This is a genomic window from Streptomyces violascens, assembly GCF_014649955.1.
GTDB lineage: Bacteria > Actinomycetota > Actinomycetes > Streptomycetales > Streptomycetaceae > Streptomyces > Streptomyces violascens.
Window position 1 is genome coordinate 1 of the sequence record NZ_BMUA01000033.1, and the last position, 16531, is coordinate 16531.

The window sequence follows — 16531 nt, forward strand, 5'->3', positions numbered from 1 at the left end:
TCGGCCATGTGCTGGACAAGGCCGGTCAGAGTGAAGCCGGACGGCGGCACGGACGCGACAGCGGCCTGCTCATCGTCCAGGCCCTCGCACTTCATGGCGAGTGTGGTGCGGTGAAAGTCAAGCCAGCTTTCGAGCGTGGTGCGCTCGTCGGCATTCAGGGGCGGCATAGGGCGTTCGACGGTACTCATCGGTCAATTATCGCCAGCGATCGAACCCGTTGGCAGGCGCGCCTCACAGCAGGGCCAACGGTGCCTGACACGGCACTGGCAGTCCCCTTCGGTTGACCGTCGGCCGGACCGATGTCAGGCCCCACGGGCGAACCGCGTGAGCACCTGCGCGTACTCCCGCGGATGGGTCATGTGCGGGATGTGCCCCGCGCCGTGGAAAGTGTGGCGCCGAGTGTGGGGCAGGGCGGTGGCCAGGCGGTCGAGGACGGTGTTGAACCAGGCCGGGCTCTCGGTGCCGTGGCTGAGCAGCACAGGTGCGGTGCAGGCGCTGAGCGCGTCGAGGTCCAGGGCGGACCACGCCGGATCCTGCTGCTCGTCGAGCCAGGTCTGGGCATGGGTGATGAACACGTCCCGCAGGGGCTGGGGCATCGTCTCCCATGCGCCCGGGCCGAGCGCCACCCCCTCCACGAACAGTTTCGCGCCCGCCGCGTCCTCATCGTTGCGCAGCAGGTCCTTCACCGCGTCGATGCGGCCCATCACCGGCCGGAGTTCGCTCATCGCGGCGGGGTCGTCGACAACCAGTGCCATCAGTGGGGGTTCGTGGAGGGTGAGGGTCTTGAACAGCTCGGGGCGGCGGGCGGCCAGGCCAACGGCGGCCGCCGCGCCGAAGGAGTTCCCGGCGACATGCGCGGGCGTCATCCCCAGCGCCTCGATCAGCGCCGCGAGATCGTCCTCGTCCTGCCGCCGGGTGCCCTGGCCCGGCACAGCCTCGCTGCGGCCGTGGCCGCGCCGGTCGTAGGCCACGACGCGGAAACTCGCCTTGAGGTCGGCCTCGATGGCCGCTTGCCAGGCGTGGTGGTCGTTCCACGAGCCGTGCACCAGAACAAGCGGCTCGCCGTCGCCGACTTCTTCGTAGTGCAGCACCACATCGCCGGCACGAACCCGGGCCATCGCATGACTCCCTTCGAGGCAGGGCCTGGCCGAGCTCCGGGCCCGGCCATGTGGCGGTCACCCTTCCACAGCCCACCACCGCCCCACCTTGTACGACACGAGCGTCCGTGATCGCGTCGGGCCCACATGGAACACATACGCAACTGTCGCAGGCACGGGTGCCGGTCCGCTGCCAGCAGCGCAAGTGCCGGCGGCGGGCTCCTCGTGTTCGGGGGGCGGTAGCTCTCGCATCGGGCGCAACAAGTCGAGAACGGCAGGAAGTACACGATCACCGCCGCCGGATGAGCCTGTCGACCGTGGCCGCTCCGCCTGCCGTGGCTCAGCTGGTGGGCCGGTAGGTGAGGAGGGCTGGGTGGCTGCTTGTGCCGTGGGGGACGGGGTAGTAGCTGCGGTGACTGGTGGGGTCGACGGCGATGATGTGGGCGCCGTCGGCGAGGCGGGCCCGGCCGGTGGCAGTCAGGTGCCGGTCGTGAAGGTCGAGGGTGGTGAGCCAGCCGGATTCGGCGGCGATGTACAGGCGGTGGCCCGTGGTGTCGTAGGCGAGGACGTCGGGGCCTGGCCCGGTCTCCTCATTGTCGGTCACCTTCCCGGTGGTGAGGTCGAGGGTGAGCAGGCGGGCGTTTGCGTCGCAGGCGATGAACGCGAGTTGGTCGGTGGGGTCAAGGGTCGACGTTCAGGTCGTGCGACCGGCAGTTGCTGCTCTGCCCGATGCCGAACTGGTCGCCACCCTTCCCGCCGTCGTGCGCCTGGGCCGTACCGGCGGCCGGCATTCCGAGGCTGCCCAGGGCCGTGACCAGGACGGCGGGCTTGCGAAGCTTGTACATGTGGTCGCCATTGGGGTGAGCGGATGCAATCCGTGATCGATCGCTTCCCCACAGCCACGGAAGCCAATGTGAACTGCCTACAAGCCGCCCGATGGCGAGCCAGGTGCCGCGACGCTGTTGTGGAAGCACCCTGAAGGCATGACGCCCCCGAGCAGGCCCGGCCCCGCAGGCGCAAGACACCTTTGGCCCGCCGACCCGACCGCGCCATCGGTGCAAGCCGCAGCCGCCGCGACGAGTTGATGCTAGGCGGACACCACCCGCGCGCTGCTCAACGAGCGCGTCCTGCAAGGACGCATCGCGCAGGAGCGGGAGCAGGCGCCCAATCAGGCCAGTCGGCGTTGACACGCCGAACACGCCCACGCCTGACGGAACGCCTTTCACCGTCTCGCCCGGTGCTGCGAGCGTCGCGTCACGGTGATCGGCGCCTTCTTCGACCTCGCCGACGCAATCATCACCGTGCGCAACCGGATCCGGCGGTCCTGGGCAGCTTATTGTTGGGACGAACGCCTGAACCGCCGACCGTGATCACACGACTGCTGTATCCGCGTGACCGCTTACCGCGGCGCGACAGCCGCGAGTACTCCTCGTGCCGCCGTTCCATTTGGCCAGGTCCACCCGGCGACGAGGCTTCCGGACAGCCTCTGCGCAGCCTCGGTCGGCCGCAGGACACGATTGACCTGAACGTCAAGCCCGTCGTCGGGGCCAGTTCCGTGCACGGTGACGGTCGGGTCAGGGGTGTCGCTCTTGCTCTGGTGCTGCGGCACCGCCTCACCGCGCAGTAGTGCGCGCAACTGCGCTATCACCACCGGGTCGTGGACACCATCGTAGATCCACCGCGTGCCGAGCACCCCGTGCTCGGAGGTGCCGATCAACGCCTCGCCGGGGACCCCTTCCAGTGCAGCACCGCGGTAGCTCAACGGCACCAGATACGCCACCGGCTCCTGCGCGGTGGCGTCCACGACGACCATGAACTCGATCCCGACCGCGCCCTCCGGATCGTCCAGACGGAACCCACCGGCCTTCACCAGCTCCGACGTTTCCGCGTCGCCCACGTACCAGCTCTGCTTCGGCAGCCAGCCGGTGAGCAGCTCCAGCTTGGTGGGGGTCATGGTGGTGCGGTGAATGGATGCCATGCGAGTTCCCTAACGCGTAGATCCGGGTCCGTCCTCCAACGGAATGTGATCGAACTATAGGAAACGGCGGGCTTCCCGAGCGGCAGCGAGTGACCTCGTAGACCTCCCCGTCACCCCTGTGACCTCTGACAGGCATGTTCCCGGCCTGTAGGAACTCCGGCTCTCCGACCGCCACATCACCCGCCGCGTCATCGCTGCCACTACTGATGGTTCCAGCCCTCGCCAAGGGGCCTGTCTGCGTGACCTCTAAGCCCTCAAACGGTCAGTCCGGCCGTTCACTGAAGCCTGGACGGCACCCTTCAGCGAAATGCCTTCCTCCGCAAGTACACAGCCCTCCCACGGCACTTCGCCGACCCCGTACCTCGTCCACCGCGTACAGCTTGCCGGCGTCGCTGCCGAAGTTGACCGCTCCATCGCCGCCGTCGGCGATGAGCGCACGCTTCCACCGGTGGGGGAGGACCACCGCTGGGCTCCGCTCGCCGCGTCCACCGCGTACAGGTGTGGATGGCCAGATCTGGCTGCTCGGCGCAAAGGCAGCCACGTCGCCGGCGGCGTCCCCCCACGGAGTCGTGTACACGGCCGACTCCACCGGCTTCCTCGACGCCTACGACGCGCGGACCGGCCTTCAGATCCTCCGACGGCCCCTGGCGATCGACGGCGCGATCGACGCCGTGGCCGCGCTGGCCAGCAACGGAGTCTCCATCGCCAACCACACCGTGTACGTTGCCGCAGGCAGCCGGATCATCGCCTACCAACCAAACAGCCTCCTGCGAACACAACGCGCCCGCACCAACCACTAGCCAGGGCACGCCCGCAGCACCGGGACAGCTGAGCATCGTCTCCCGTCCGCGGGCGGGTCCCTACCGCATCGCAGTGCCTACTCGGATCACTGTCACCGCCTCCGGCACTGGTTCACAGTCGCTTTGCGGAGCGGAAGGCACGGGCGTAAAGGCCGGCGCCGTCGAGTAGGGACGCGCCGCCCTTGTCGCCCATGGTGGGGCCGTTGGCGGTCTTTCGGCTGGAGATGAAGCGGTGGTGTCCCGTGGAGTCGAGGCCGAGGTAAATGCCGACGTGGTCGACCTGGCGTCCGGCTTCGGGGCTGGCGTTGAAGAACGCCAGGTCCCCGGACTGAAGCCGGGCGAGGTCGGTGGCTTGCCGGTGGGTGTTGGGGACGACGGTGACCCCGGGACCGTCCTCGGCCATCATGACGGCCCGGCGTGGCAGTGCCCGCCCGGTGGGCCGTCCGAACTCCAGCGGGTAGCCGGAGCGGTACCCGTAGACGGTGCGGACGAAGCCGGAGCAGTCCAGCGAACCGTAGAAGTCGCTCCTGGGTTCGCGATGGCGCCCGTTCGCATACGTCCAGCCGATGCCGAGGTAGTCGGTGAAGTCGGCGGTTGCCTGCCGCTCGTCGTCGTCTCCCATCGGGCCGTAGGCAGCCTGGCCCGCGAACCGGATGCCCTTCCCGTCGCGCTGGTCGGCTGCGCCACGGACGTACTGTGTCGCGATGTCCAGGACGTCGGGCTCCCTGGTGGTCAGGGCGGTGGCGAGCCAGCTCTGGAACCACTCCTCGTGCCGTGCATCCCAGTGCCACGGCTGCGGCGCGAGGCGGACGACGGCGCTCGTGGTGACGGTGGCCGCGGTCGTGTCCGGTTCCGCGAACGTGCGCTGTGGGCCGGTGAACACCACCGTGCGGGCGCCCTCGGTCAGCACAGCCAAGGTTCGGCCGCGGTCGTCGCGAACGACGCTGCGCAGGGTTCCGGCCAGCCGTTCGAACCGCGGGGTGTCGCCACCGCTGCCGACCACGAACACCACCGAGGCCAGCGTCACGAGGGCGAGGACCAGAATGCCGACCAGCAACTCCGGTCTGCACCAGAGGGTTTGGGCGGTCGCGGGGGTCGTCCGTCGGTCTCCTGTCATGGCGAGTCCGCCAGGTGGAGTAGGAGTCCGCTGGCGAGGACGGTGTAGGTGAGCGTGGTCACAGCGGCGGTGGCCGCGGCGGTGGCCAGGACCGGCTGCCGAAGAAGCTGGTACGCGATCAGTCCGGGGACGATGAAGCCGAGGGTCTGATGAGTGAACAGCAACGGATACTCCTTCAGCAGGAAGAGCGAGAACGTCATCTGAAGGAACACCCCCAGCAGGACGACGGCGGCGAACAGGCGCTTGCCGTACAGGATGACGACCTTCCGGGCGGCGGCGGCAGCGGCCCAGGTGAGGCAGGTCACCGCGGCGATCACCAGGATCCGGCGCCAGTCCTGGACCAGGGTGACCGCCAGCCAGGCCGGCGTGATCATGCCGCCCGGGGACAGGTTGGTCACCAGGTAGCAGCCGAGGCCGAACAGCAGCCCGATGGCTAGGCCGAGGGTCGCGACCTCGGCCGACAGCGGAGCGTTCACCGGTCGCTCCGCTGCCCGATTGCGAGGGATCCGACGTGCTCCAGCAAGCGTTCTCCTTGGCCGTGGATATTGCCCACCGTCACGAGCGAGGCCGTGCCGTTGACCTGGTCGGTGATTGCTCGCCAGATCTGGGCAGGATCCCGCTGGGGTCCGCCGAGGTCCAGAATCCGTCCCGGCCAGTCGGCCGGCACGGCATCCCGCGCGGATCTGGTCGGGTGCCCGATGAGCACCAGGGTGTCGGTGTCGAGTGCGGACACGATGCGTCCCATCTGGCCGTTGCGCTCGATCCGGTCGGGGCGGCAGTTGATGAGGGTGATGAAGGGCGGCTCGATCTGGCCGGACTCGACCAGTTGACGGACGTTCATGACCGTGGACTCGGGGTCGTTGGCGGCGAAGACGTTCGCCAGTCTCACGGTGCCGTCCTGCGTCCGGTAGTCCTGGACGGTGAGCACTCCGGGATCGGGCGGGGCCTCGTACATACCGCGCAGTGCCGATGCCCGGTCCACACCGAGTTCGGCCGCGACCGACAGTGCTATGGCCACGTTCTCCTTGAAGGTGGTGTAGCCGAATCCGGCCATCTCCTCGTCGGACACGGACTCAGGCTCGACAACGAGGAGTTGGCAGCTGCGACGGGACGCTTCCCTTTGCAGCAGGGCACGCCGGTCGTGCTCGGCGGTCACACACACCCCGCCGTCAGGCATGGAGCGTGCCAGCGACCGCGCGACGTCGTCCAGGGTCGGCCCCATCTCCTCTAGGTGGTCCTCGCGGACATTGCAGAGCACCCCGATCGTCGAACGGACCAGCACCTTCTGGTTGATCTCCTGCAGCGCCGGCTGGACGGCCATGCACTCCATGACGAGGACGTCCGGGCGCGCCGCTGCTGCCCTGCGGACGATGCCGATCTGCTCGACGACGTTGGCGATGCCGTGTTTGCGGTAGACCGGTTCCTCGGTGGCGTCCGGGTGGATGAACCGGGCCGCCGTGCCTGTCGTCTTCGCCACCACCCTCAGGTTCCCGCCGCGCAGAGCACCTGCGGTGAGGCGGGTGATGGAGCTCTTGCCGCGAATGCCGTTGACCAGGATCCGCACCGGAATGCGCTCCAGATGGCGTTCGTGACGGCGCCGCTCCACCACACCGGCCACGAAGAGACCCAGCAGGGCGAGCGCGAAAACGCCGTACAGATAGTGGGCCATCACGGCACCCTCCGGGACGCTCCGGCAGCCACCCGCGTCCGGTCGGGGCCGCCCTTCGTCGAGGCATCAGCGGCTATCGCGGCGCGGATCTGCTCAAGTGCGCGGGCGACCAGGCCCAGTTCGTCGTATCGGCGCACCTCGATGGCGTCGTGAAGTCCGCCGTCGGCCACGCGCTCCGCATCGCGCACGAGGCGGCGCAGAGGCCGTAGCCACACCACGTACAGCCAGCCGAACACGCAGAGGGTGACCACGGTCAACGTCTGCGCCAGCAGGATGGCTTGGTCGCGCGCCTGGGTCTGGGGCAAAAGAACGGTGTCGACGCTGCGCGCGGTCACCACGCGCCACGGTGGTCCGGGGTGTTTCGCGTCGCCGTGCACCGGTGCGGCTGCGACGATGTCCCGGGCGTCCGAACTGCCGTCGCCCATCGACACGACCGGCTTGTCGGTGCGCGCCGCACGGCGCAGTTCATCACGCGCGAGGAGCTGGAACGCGGTGAAGCCCGCCGTCGATGCGAGTACCTCTCCCTGGGCATCGACCACTCATGCGGTGGCGGGTCGGACGGCATCGAATGCGTGCTGCATTTTGGCGAGGTCGTATTCGGCGACGGCGACCGCCCTGCTGTTGCTGCCGTACTTGAACGGCGCGTACTGGACCACGACCGGCACCTTGTCGATGGAGGTCGCGTCGCTGCTGCCGGCGCGGGTCGGAGCGACGGGCACCTGGTCTGGATGCGCCGTGGTCCCGGCGCGGGCGAGCACGCGCCGCGCCGCGTCCAGCACGTAGACACTGCGGTAGCGCCCGTACCGCTGCTTGAAGTCCTTGACCTGGCTGTCGAACTCGGTCGTGTCGGACCCCAGGGTGAGCCCGTCCGCGAGCTGGGCGAGGTCCAGTTCGCCGGCGTGCAGCGCACGCCTGACGTGCTGCGCCGCGGCGGCCGTGACGTTTTGCTGGTTGTCCAGTATGGCCGCGGGGACGGTCACGCCCCGGTCGACCCGGCCGCCCAGGGCCAGCACGGTCCCCGCCACGGTGAGCAGCATCAGCACGCCGCATGTCCACGGGACCCATACCGATGAGGCGAGCCTGCGCGTGCGGCCGGAGCGGGCTGTGGCACTCCTGTTCACCGCGGCGCACCCCGGCGTAAGCCACATATGTTCCGGACATGAGGAAGCACTTTCAATTCCCTCCCGTTTCAGCGGTGTTGGTGCTCTTGAAGGATCCCGGGAAGAGCCTGAAGTTTTGATGAGGTGGGGGGCGGCTATTGTGTCGGCCGTGCGCATACTGGTTGTCGAGGACGACGCTGATCTGCGGTTCGCGGTGGCCGCGGCACTGCGCGGGGACGGACTGGCAGTCGACGAGGTTGCGGACCTGCCGGCTGCGGATGAGGCCCTGTTCGTCACCCGGTACGACTGCGTCGTGTTCGACCGGATGCTGCCGTGCGGCGATGCCGTCGGCTACGTACACGAGCTGCGCCGGGTCGGGCGGACGGTACCGGTGCTGTTCCTCACGGCCCGTGACACGGTCGCCGACCGGGTCGAGGGGTTCAGCAGTGGTGGCGACGACTACTTGGTGAAGCCGTTCGCGGTGCCCGAGTTGGTGGCCCGGGTGCGCAGTCTGTGCCGACGCGCGGGTATCGTCCGCGCGCCCGTTCACCGGGTCGCGGGCCTCGAGATCGACACGGCGCGGCGCCAGGTCCGCCGCGATGGCGTGCTTCTGGTACTGACCCGCAAGGAGTTCGCCGTCCTGGAGATCCTGGCGGCCCACCCGGACCAGGCAGTGCCACGGGGTGAACTGATCGAGCGGTGCTGGGACGAGATGGCCGAGCCGAACTCGAATGTCGTCGAGGTCCTGGTCTCTCAACTACGCCGCAAACTCGGTGAGCCGATGGTGATCCACACGGTCCGCGGTGTGGGATACCGGCTGGCGTCGGCCGGTAGTGGCGGATGACGGCCGCGGCCCGGATCCGCAGCCTGCGCTGGCGGCTCACCGCGCTGTTCGCTCTGGCCAGCGTCGTCGGGCTGGTCGCTCTGGCGGCATTCGCCATCCACAGCGACAGCGTCGCCGCACACCGCCAGCTCGACACCACGATGGGCTTGCAGACCGACCACGCGGTCAGCCTGATCGACTACGACGACGCCGGCCGTCTCAACCTCCAGCCGCTGCTCGATGCGATGGAGACCGACTGCCCGGCACTGACCGTACTGTCCGGGGCCGCCGGCCACTTGACCGTGGCCCGTCCACCGCATCAGCCGTGCACCGTTGTCGCGCTTTCCGCCATCCAGACGGTCGCCGCCACCGCGGTGCGCCATGGATCGGATGCCTGGGCCGACACGCAGACGCCGGACGGCGACCACGCACGGCTGCTCGCCACCCCGTTCCCGGGTCCCGATGACAAGACCCTGGGTGGAGTGGTCGTGGCCGCCATCGACACCGCCGACAGCGAGGCCGAACACCGCCATCTGGTAGCCCTCTTGGCGGCGGGCTGTGCCGCCCTGGTGACGCTGTCGTCCCTCGCCGGCCACCTGCTGTCCGGCAGGGCGGTACGTCCGGCACTGATCGCGCTCCACCAGCAGGAAGCATTCCTTGCAGACGCCGCCCACGACCTGCGCACCCCCGCCGCGTCGCTGCGCGCCCTCGCCGAGACGGCCCGCCATGACGATGCCCTGCGCACCGAGGCACTCGACCGCACGGTGCACTTGGCAAGTCGGATGGGCGACCTCATCGACGGACTGCTCACCCGAGCCAGGCTGGTGGCCGGTGTTGCCGCCATCACCCGCGAGCCCTTGCGCCTCGACCAGCTCGTCGAGGCCCTTGTTGACGACACTCCAACTGGTGCGCACCAGGTCACCGTTCTGGCCGAACCAGTCATTGTCGAGGGCGACTCCGACCTGCTGCGCCGGGCCCTGGCCAACCTGCTCGACAACGCGCTCGCCTACGGCCACGCTCCAGGACGACACTCCCAAATCGACGTCTCCGTGACGCCGGAGGGCACGGTCACCGTCGACGACGCCGGGCCCGGCATACCCACGGCCCTCGCCGACTCCCTGTTCGAACGGTTCCACAGCAGGTCGGGATCCACCGGCCTGGGACTGTCCATCGCGTCTTGGGTCGCCCATGCCCACGGCGGCACCCTCACCGTCGAGCCGAGCCCGCGCGGTGGTGCCCGCTTCGTCCTGCGGCTCCCCAGTCGGGCCAAGTAGCCCTCGTCCGTGGGCCCAGGGCGCTTCCGCACAGGTCCCCACCTCGGCCACCGCGACGGGAGACCGGCGCCGGTACGTTCAACGGCACCCCGACAGGGCCGGCCCTACCGCCTCGCGCGGGGGCCCTCGTCGAGGAGTCCCGGCGTGCGCCGACGGGCCGGTGAGCGGCCGACTGGCCGACCGCGGCATGCTGAACCACTTCGCCCGGGACAAGCACACCTGCCACAGCTCCCGCCGTCGAACCGTATTTCGACTACAAGCGCGTAGACGAATGGCTGGATCGCCCCTAAGGTATGCCTAAGCTAACTCGCGGAATGCGGGGTGAGCGCACTTCTCGCTGCCGGTGCCGTCGATGACCATCTGCGAGATCCTCGGCGTCCCCTGCGCCGATCACCGGCTCTTCCAGAGCGCCGCGACCGGCGGTGTCCCCCCCCGTCATCGCCGACCGGCCCTGGGACGCGGTGCGCGCGGCACCGGCCGGAGCGGGGGGCAGGGGAGGGGGAACCCACGTGGTGAGGGCTTGGCTTGTCGATGAGGGTGCACGGCTGACGGCGCGGGATCTGCCCTGCCTGCTGTAGGCCGATTATTATCGCCGGCCCCTACGACACGGAAGGCGCCGCCGTAGAGGAATCTGGCTTCTTCCTGACCCCTTGACAGTCCCGTCCCGTCACCGGAGGATCACCCTCGTGAACCTGTCAGACAGCCAGACAGGTGGTACGAGGCTGCGGCGCGTCAGCGCCATGGAAGCGGTCCTCACCCACCTCCGTGGCGCCATCGAGCGCCGCGAATACGCGATCGGCGACAAGCTCCCCTCCGAGGCGGAGCTGTGCCGCACCCTGGAGGTCAGCCGCCCCGTGCTGCGCGAGGCTCTGCGAGCTCTGCAGACCATGGGGCTGACCGTCTCCAGGACCGGCAAGGGCACTTTCGTCGTCGCCAGCACCGTCGAGGACCCCACCTTCGGTGACTACTCGGCCAGCGACCTGCTGGAGGTGCGCCGACACGTCGAGATCCCGGTCGCCAGCTATGCGGCGCTGCGCCGCACCCCGGAGAACCTCGACCACCTGGCCCACCTTCTGGACCGGATGGAGCGGGAGACCGACACCACCGCATGGGTCGCGATGGACACGCTCTTCCACCTGGCCATCGCCGAGGCGGCCCAGAACCCGGTGTTCCGCCGGATCATCGAGGAGATCCGGGACGCGCTGGCCCGCCAGTCGGCCTTCCTCAACGAGCTGGGCGGCCGGCGCGAGCAGTCCAACCGCGAGCACCGGGCGATCGTTGAGGCGCTGATGGACGGTTCCGAACACGACGCGGTGGAGGCTATGACCCACCACCTCGACCGCGTCGAGACGACCCTCACCGACATCGTGCGCCCCCGGGGCACGGACATCCCCACGGAAGGCAGACCTGAGACGTGAGCGAGCAGTCCCTGCAGGAAGAGTCCTCTCAGGCGGACATACGGACGCCCTCCGGTCACGTCGACGCCGGTGACGCGGGCTACCGCAAATCCCTCAAGTCGCGGCACGTCAACATGATCGCCATCGGCGGCGCCATCGGCACCGGCCTGTTCCTCGGCGCGGGCGGCCGCCTCGCCGACGCGGGCCCCTCCCTCTTCATCGCGTACGCGGTATGCGGCGTCTTCGCCTTTCTTGTCGTCCGTGCCCTCGGCGAACTCGTCCTGTACCGGCCTTCATCCGGCGCGTTCGTCTCGTACGCCCGGGAGTTCCTCGGTGAGAAGGGCGCGTTCACCGCGGGCTGGATGTACTTCCTCAACTGGGTGACCACCGGCATCGCCGACATCACCGCCGTGGCCACCTACACCCACTACTGGGGCCTGTTCTCCGACATCCCCCAGTGGGTGATCGCGCTCGTCGCCCTGGCCGTGGTCCTCACCGTGAACCTCATCTCGGTGAAGTTCTTCGGCGAACTGGAGTTCTGGTTCGCCATCGTCAAGGTCAGCGCCCTCGTGATCTTCATGGCGATCGCCATCTTCCTGCTGGTCACCCGGCACCCGGTCGACGGCACCACCCCCGGCCCGTCGCTGATCACCGACCACGGCGGTGTCTTCCCCAACGGCGTGCTGCCGATGCTGCTGATCATCCAGGGTGTCGTCTTCGCCTACGCCTCCGTCGAGCTGGTCGGCGTCGCGGCGGGCGAGACCGAGAACCCCGAGAAGATCATGCCGAAGGCGATCAACTCGATCATGTGGCGCGTCGGCCTGTTCTACGTCGGCTCGGTCGTCCTGCTGTCGATGCTGCTGCCCTGGAACACGTACTCCGCAGGCCAGAGCCCGTTCGTGACGGTCCTCTCCCACATCGGTGTCCCGGCGGCCGGCGGCGTGATGAACCTCGTCGTGCTCACCGCGGCCATGTCCTCGCTCAACTCCGGCCTGTACTCCACCGGGCGCATCCTGCGCTCCATGGCGATGTCCGGCTCGGCACCGAAGTTCACGGGCGTGATGAGCCGCACCCAGGTCCCCTACGGCGGCATCCTGCTCACCAGCGGCATCTGTGTCCTCGGAGTGGGCCTCAACTTCGTCGTCCCGGCGGACGCGTTCGAGATCGTGCTCAACTTCGCGGCGATCGGCATCCTGTCCACCTGGGGCATGATCATGATCTGCCACCTGCTGTTCTGGCGGAAGACGCGGTCAGGCGAGCTGTCCCGGCCGAGCTACCGTCTGCCCGGCTCCCCGTGGACCGAGATCGTCACGCTCGGCTTCCTCCTCTCCGTGTTCGTCCTGATGTACGCCGACGGCGGCGCCAGCCGCACCACCGTGCTGTGCCTGCCGCTGATCGTGGCTGCCCTGGTGGCCGGCTGGTACGGCGTACGCGGGCGGGTCGCCCGTGCAGAGTCCTCCAAGGTGAATGTGTGAACCACGCAGTGTTGTACGGAAGTCCGGTGGCTCAGGCTCCTGTGATTCGGGAGCCCCTCCACGCCCCGGTCGCCCACCTCATCCGCGGAGGAGTCGTCGAAGGCATCCACTACGGCTCGGTCGTCTTCCTCGGCGCCGACTCGGCCGTGGAGCTCCAACTCGGTGACATCGAAGCCGCCTTCTACCCGCGCTCGGCGCTCAAACCGCTGCAGGCGGTGGCGATGGTGAGGGCGGGGCTGCCGCTCGACGGGGAGCTACTGTCGCTGACCGCGGCCAGCCACTCCGGCGAGACACGGCACCTCGCCGGCACCCGTCGCATCCTGGAGCTGGCCGGGGTCCGTGAGGACGACCTGCGCAACGTCCCGGACCTCCCGTACGACCCGGTTGTGCGCGACACCTGGGTGCGCGAGGGGCGCCTGCCGTCCCGGCTCGCGCAGAACTGCTCCGGCAAGCACGCGGCCATGCTGTACACCTGCGAGCGCAACGGCTGGTCGCTGCGGGACTACCTCGACCCCACCCACCCCCTCCAGCGGGCCATCGCCGAGACCGTCGAGGACCTCACCGGCCAGGCGATCGCCCGGGTGACCGTCGACGGCTGCGGCGCGCCCCTGTTCTCCGTCTCGCTGCACGGGCTCGCGCGCGCCGCGGCCCGGATCATCACCTCGCCGGCCGGCACCCCGGAGGCCCGAGTGGCCGACGCGATGCGCGAGCACGCCGAGATGGCCTCGGGCTCGGGGCGCGACGCCGCCGCGCTGATGCGCGCCGTGCCCGGGCTCCTCACCAAGGACGGCTTCGAGGGTGTCCAGGTCGTCGCCCTGCCGGACGGCCGGGTCATCGCCGTGAAGATCTCCGACGGGGCGAGCCGGGCGCGCATACCGGTCGTTGCCGCGGCCCTCGCCCGCGCCGGCATCGACCCGGCGGCTCTCGCCGAGTTCGCGGGTGAACCGCTGCTCGGAGGCGGCAAGCCGGTCGGCAGCATCCGGCCGGTCCGCTCTCTCTCCGCTCTCCCCAACGCAAACCTGACCGAGCGAATCGTCCACCTCCGAAAGAGGCCCGCACAGCCATGACCTCCGCAGCCCACCGCAGCGAACACGACCTGCTCGGCTACCGCGACGTACCCGCCGAGGCGTACTGGGGCATACACACCCTGCGCGCCGAGGAGAACTTCCCCATCTCGGGGACGCAGATCTCCGCGTACCCGCACCTGATCGATGCCCTCGCCGCCGTCAAGGAGGCCGCCGCCCTCGCCAACGAGGAACTCGGCCTGCTGGAGCCGGAGAAGGCCGCCGCCATCGTCGAGGCATGCCGCGAGATCCGTGACGGCAAGCTGCACGACCAGTTCGTCGTCGACGTCATCCAGGGCGGCGCCGGCACCTCGACGAACATGAACGCCAACGAGGTCGTCGCCAACCGAGCGCTGGAGCTGCTCGGCCACACCAGGGGCGAGTACCAGCACCTGCACCCGAACGAGGACGTCAACCTCGGCCAGTCCACCAACGACGTCTACCCGACCGCCGTCAAGATCGCCACCGTCTTCGCGGTGTGCGGTCTGGTCAAGGCGATGGCCGTGCTCCAGGACGCCTTCGCCCGCAAGGCCGTCGAGTTCCGCGACGTCCTGAAGATGGGCCGCACCCAGCTCCAGGACGCCGTGCCGATGACGCTGGGGCAGGAGTTCTCGGCGTACGCGGTCATGATTGAGGAGGACCGCAGCCGGCTGGCGGAGGCCGTCGAGCTGATCCAGGAGATCAACCTCGGCGCCACGGCGATCGGTACGGGCCTCAACGCCCCGGCCGGATACGCCGAGTCGGCGCGCCGCCACCTGGCCGGGATCACCGGCCTTCCGCTGGTGACGGCCGCCAACCTGGTCGAGGCCACCCAGGACTGCGGTGCCTTCGTGCAGATGTCCGGCGTGCTCAAGCGGATCGCCGTCAAGCTCTCCAAGAGCTGCAACGACCTCAGGCTGCTGTCGTCCGGGCCGCGCGCGGGCCTGAACGAGATCAACCTGCCGCCGGTGCAAGCCGGTTCGAGCATCATGCCCGGCAAGGTCAACCCGGTGATCCCAGAAGTCGTGAACCAGGTCGCCTTCGAGGTGATCGGCAACGACGTCACCATCACCATGGCCGCGGAGGCCGGGCAGCTCCAGCTGAACGCCTTCGAGCCGGTCATCCTGCACTCCCTCTCCAAGAGCATCATGCACCTGGAGCGCGCCTGCCTGACCCTCGCCGAGCGGTGCGTCGCCGGGATCACGGCGAACGAGGCGGAACTGCGGGCCGCCGTGGAGAACTCCATCGGCCTGGTCACCGCCCTCAACCCGCACATCGGCTATGAGGCGGCCACTGGCATCGCCAAGGAGGCCCTCGCCAGCGGGCGTGGCGTCGCCGAACTCGTACTGGAGAAAGGCCTGTTGCCAGCCGAGCGGCTGCAGGCGCTGCTACGGCCCGAGGTGCTCGCGGGCAGCGGTTCGCCGAAGCTCTGACCCGGCCGCCGGGCGGTTGGAGCGCCCCTGCCCTCCGTCACCACCGCATGTGAGCCAGGGCCGTTGATTGGACACTCCCGTTGATCCGGAAGATGAGCCGTATGCCGAGCTGCCAGTGAGGTGACACGGTCCCCTGGATCACGTTCTGGGCCGGATGGTGAGTGCTGCGAGTGTGATGGTGCGAGGCGGATGTAGGCACGCTTCTCTCAGCGGGTGGCGACGGTTCGGGGGGGGCTGTGAGGTCGGTCGACTTCGGTTCGAATGCATTGAGGCCTGTTCCAGGACCCGCTGGAGCTTGGGCCCGTCACCGTAGTGTCCGGGCGTCAGGTCGAAGGCTGAGGGCCGGCACCGTCCTCGGTGACGAGGCGGACCTTGGTGGTGCATCCGCCGCGGGAACGCCCCAGGGATTCGCCGATCTGCAGGTATGGACCTGTTGATCAATCGGCCGCAGACTGATCAGCGGGGACGGCATCCGGACAGGAGACAGGCGCATGACGCGAATACCCGCTGCCACAGGGGCAGTTGAGGAGTTTGTTGCTCGGCTCGCGGAGGGTCCGTACGGGTCGGTGGGCGGCAGCCCGGCGCTGGGGCCCCAACCGGCCGCGTGGCTCGTACAGATGGCAGCCTCGCTGTTCGGAGGTCAGGACTCCGGCCGAGCCGATGCGTGGGCGCGACGGTTGCACGCCGGGATGGGCGGGCTGGGTGGACAGGTGCCGTTCCGGGTCGTGCACGACTGGCACGTGCGCACCGTAGTGCCCCTGCTGACGCAGGCGAGTGTGCGGTGCGGTGCCGATGGCGAGGACCAGGAAGGCGTACGGCGGTTGCACAGCAGAGCCCTGGCAGGGGAACGGGTCACGGAGACGGAGTGGGCCGGGGCCCTGGTGCCCGCGCTGACCGAGGTGTACCGCCGTGCCTATCCGTACGCCGACGCTCATGCCGCCGCCTCCGCCGGCGCGCACGCCTACGCCATGGACAACGACTACGGCGAGGAGAGGGCCGCCGAGTTCGCCTCGTTTTACGCGGAGCTCAACACCGATGCCAACGCCCGTTCCTTCGCCGACGCCAACGCCCTGGCGAACGCCCGGGCCCTGGCGGCCGCCTTCGCTGACGCCGATGAGCACGCTCTGGCCGATGCGTATCCGTTCGCATACGTGCATGCCTGCGCCCTCGCCTTCGCCCGTGCGGACGGCGCGGGGGAGGGGTGGCCGGGTCGCTACCGGGCGGCGTGCGAGCGGTTGGCCGACGGGCTCGCCGACAGTGTGGGCCGGGGCGCGAGCTGAGGACGAGGGCGGACCTGCGGCCGGAACAGAGTCCCGCCGCAGGTC

18 protein-coding genes and 1 pseudogene are annotated in these 16531 nt (G+C 69.2%); 9 read left to right on the forward strand and 10 right to left on the reverse strand.

The genetic code is table 11. The features are described 5' to 3' along the window. From IE206_RS36755 to IE206_RS36770, 4 genes are all read right to left on the reverse strand, one after another. Nucleotides 1-188: mycothiol transferase (locus IE206_RS36755; protein WP_189970106.1), on the reverse strand; the 188-nt coding region annotated here is incomplete at its 3' end. A 114-nt stretch (nucleotides 189-302) separates the two neighbouring features. Further along, entirely contained in the window at nucleotides 303-1118 is an 816-nt protein-coding gene (locus tag IE206_RS36760; protein WP_189970108.1) for an alpha/beta fold hydrolase, read from the reverse strand. Between the two features lie 319 nt (nucleotides 1119-1437). Then, nucleotides 1438-1701, reverse strand: coding sequence for a hypothetical protein (locus IE206_RS36765; RefSeq protein ID WP_189970110.1), 264 nt, complete (start codon nucleotides 1699-1701; stop codon nucleotides 1438-1440). A 76-nt stretch (nucleotides 1702-1777) separates the two neighbouring features. After that, nucleotides 1778-1942 (reverse strand): hypothetical protein, encoded by a 165-nt coding sequence (locus IE206_RS36770; RefSeq protein WP_189970112.1) that lies wholly within the window; start codon nucleotides 1940-1942, stop codon nucleotides 1778-1780. A 255-nt stretch (nucleotides 1943-2197) separates the two neighbouring features. Here IE206_RS36770 and IE206_RS42860 point away from each other — a divergent pair. Beyond that, nucleotides 2198-2467, forward strand: a pseudogene (locus IE206_RS42860) (IS5/IS1182 family transposase); the annotation flags it as partial. Between the two features lie 29 nt (nucleotides 2468-2496). Here the strand turns inward: IE206_RS42860 and IE206_RS36775 are convergent. Beyond that, nucleotides 2497-3075, reverse strand: coding sequence for a maltokinase N-terminal cap-like domain-containing protein (locus IE206_RS36775; RefSeq protein ID WP_189970114.1), 579 nt, complete (start codon nucleotides 3073-3075; stop codon nucleotides 2497-2499). Nucleotides 3076-3575: 500 nt separating this feature from the next. Between IE206_RS36775 and IE206_RS36785 the strand changes: the two genes are divergently transcribed. Next, a complete protein-coding gene (locus IE206_RS36785) occupies nucleotides 3576-3875 on the forward strand; it encodes a hypothetical protein (RefSeq protein ID WP_189970118.1) in 300 nt (99 codons plus the stop codon). Between the two features lie 112 nt (nucleotides 3876-3987). Here the strand turns inward: IE206_RS36785 and IE206_RS36790 are convergent, their stop codons facing one another. The 5 genes from IE206_RS36790 to IE206_RS36810 are packed head-to-tail and all read right to left on the reverse strand — an operon-like array spanning nucleotide 3988 to nucleotide 7782. Next, nucleotides 3988-4992 (reverse strand): NlpC/P60 family protein, encoded by a 1005-nt coding sequence (locus tag IE206_RS36790; protein WP_189970121.1) that lies wholly within the window; start codon nucleotides 4990-4992, stop codon nucleotides 3988-3990. Beyond that, nucleotides 4989-5468, reverse strand: a complete 480-nt coding sequence (locus IE206_RS36795; RefSeq protein WP_189970123.1) for a poly-gamma-glutamate biosynthesis protein PgsC/CapC — start codon at nucleotides 5466-5468, stop codon at nucleotides 4989-4991. Before IE206_RS36795 ends, IE206_RS36790 begins: the two co-directional genes overlap by 4 nt. Further along, the gene (pgsB, locus tag IE206_RS36800; protein ID WP_189970125.1) at nucleotides 5465-6661 is read right to left on the reverse strand and encodes a poly-gamma-glutamate synthase PgsB; all 1197 of its coding nucleotides are present in this window, start codon (nucleotides 6659-6661) and stop codon (nucleotides 5465-5467) included. Before pgsB ends, IE206_RS36795 begins: the two co-directional genes overlap by 4 nt. Continuing rightward, nucleotides 6661-7200, reverse strand: a complete 540-nt coding sequence (locus tag IE206_RS36805) for a HAMP domain-containing protein (RefSeq protein WP_189970127.1) — start codon at nucleotides 7198-7200, stop codon at nucleotides 6661-6663. Before IE206_RS36805 ends, pgsB begins: the two co-directional genes overlap by 1 nt. Beyond that, the gene (locus IE206_RS36810) at nucleotides 7201-7782 is read right to left on the reverse strand and encodes a hypothetical protein (protein WP_189970128.1); all 582 of its coding nucleotides are present in this window, start codon (nucleotides 7780-7782) and stop codon (nucleotides 7201-7203) included. A gap of 154 nt (nucleotides 7783-7936) precedes the next feature. Between IE206_RS36810 and IE206_RS36815 the strand changes: the two genes are divergently transcribed. The 7 genes from IE206_RS36815 to IE206_RS36845 all read left to right on the forward strand — a co-directional run bounded on the left by IE206_RS36815 (nucleotide 7937) and on the right by IE206_RS36845 (nucleotide 16486). Beyond that, nucleotides 7937-8605 carry a response regulator transcription factor gene (locus IE206_RS36815; protein ID WP_189970216.1) on the forward strand — a complete coding sequence of 223 codons (669 nt, stop codon included), beginning with the start codon at nucleotides 7937-7939 and terminating at the stop codon, nucleotides 8603-8605. Beyond that, the gene (locus IE206_RS36820; RefSeq protein ID WP_189970130.1) at nucleotides 8602-9858 is read left to right on the forward strand and encodes a sensor histidine kinase; all 1257 of its coding nucleotides are present in this window, start codon (nucleotides 8602-8604) and stop codon (nucleotides 9856-9858) included. Before IE206_RS36815 ends, IE206_RS36820 begins: the two co-directional genes overlap by 4 nt. Before the next feature lie 740 nt (nucleotides 9859-10598). Continuing rightward, nucleotides 10599-11276, forward strand: a complete 678-nt coding sequence (locus IE206_RS36825; RefSeq protein WP_189970218.1) for a FadR/GntR family transcriptional regulator — start codon at nucleotides 10599-10601, stop codon at nucleotides 11274-11276. Continuing rightward, nucleotides 11273-12730: an amino acid permease gene (locus IE206_RS36830; protein ID WP_189970132.1), complete on the forward strand. Its 1458-nt coding sequence runs from the start codon at nucleotides 11273-11275 to the stop codon at nucleotides 12728-12730. Before IE206_RS36825 ends, IE206_RS36830 begins: the two co-directional genes overlap by 4 nt. 11 nt (nucleotides 12731-12741) lie before the next feature. Beyond that, the gene (locus IE206_RS36835; RefSeq protein ID WP_189970220.1) at nucleotides 12742-13797 is read left to right on the forward strand and encodes an asparaginase; all 1056 of its coding nucleotides are present in this window, start codon (nucleotides 12742-12744) and stop codon (nucleotides 13795-13797) included. After that, entirely contained in the window at nucleotides 13794-15206 is a 1413-nt protein-coding gene (aspA, locus tag IE206_RS36840; RefSeq protein ID WP_189970134.1) for an aspartate ammonia-lyase, read from the forward strand. The genes IE206_RS36835 and aspA overlap by 4 nt, the downstream gene beginning before the upstream one ends. 491 nt (nucleotides 15207-15697) lie before the next feature. Further along, nucleotides 15698-16486: a SpcZ gene (locus IE206_RS36845; RefSeq protein ID WP_189970136.1), complete on the forward strand. Its 789-nt coding sequence runs from the start codon at nucleotides 15698-15700 to the stop codon at nucleotides 16484-16486. The last annotated feature ends 45 nt before the right edge of the window (nucleotides 16487-16531 follow it).

What these genes read in the sequence shown, in the direction of transcription:
- IE206_RS36760 (WP_189970108.1), bottom strand. Translation starts at nt 1,118, where the DNA reads ATGGCCCGGGTTCGTGCCGGCGATGTGGTGCTGCACTACGAAGAAGTC.
- IE206_RS36770 (WP_189970112.1), bottom strand. Translation starts at nt 1,942, where the DNA reads ATGTACAAGCTTCGCAAGCCCGCCGTCCTGGTCACGGCCCTGGGCAGC.
- IE206_RS36775 (WP_189970114.1), bottom strand. Translation starts at nt 3,075, where the DNA reads ATGGCATCCATTCACCGCACCACCATGACCCCCACCAAGCTGGAGCTG.
- IE206_RS36790 (WP_189970121.1), bottom strand. Translation starts at nt 4,992, where the DNA reads ATGACAGGAGACCGACGGACGACCCCCGCGACCGCCCAAACCCTCTGG.
- pgsB (WP_189970125.1), bottom strand. Translation starts at nt 6,661, where the DNA reads ATGGCCCACTATCTGTACGGCGTTTTCGCGCTCGCCCTGCTGGGTCTC.
- IE206_RS36820 (WP_189970130.1), top strand. Translation starts at nt 8,602, where the DNA reads ATGACGGCCGCGGCCCGGATCCGCAGCCTGCGCTGGCGGCTCACCGCG.
- IE206_RS36825 (WP_189970218.1), top strand. Translation starts at nt 10,599, where the DNA reads ATGGAAGCGGTCCTCACCCACCTCCGTGGCGCCATCGAGCGCCGCGAA.
- aspA (WP_189970134.1), top strand. Translation starts at nt 13,794, where the DNA reads ATGACCTCCGCAGCCCACCGCAGCGAACACGACCTGCTCGGCTACCGC.
- IE206_RS36845 (WP_189970136.1), top strand. Translation starts at nt 15,698, where the DNA reads ATGACGCGAATACCCGCTGCCACAGGGGCAGTTGAGGAGTTTGTTGCT.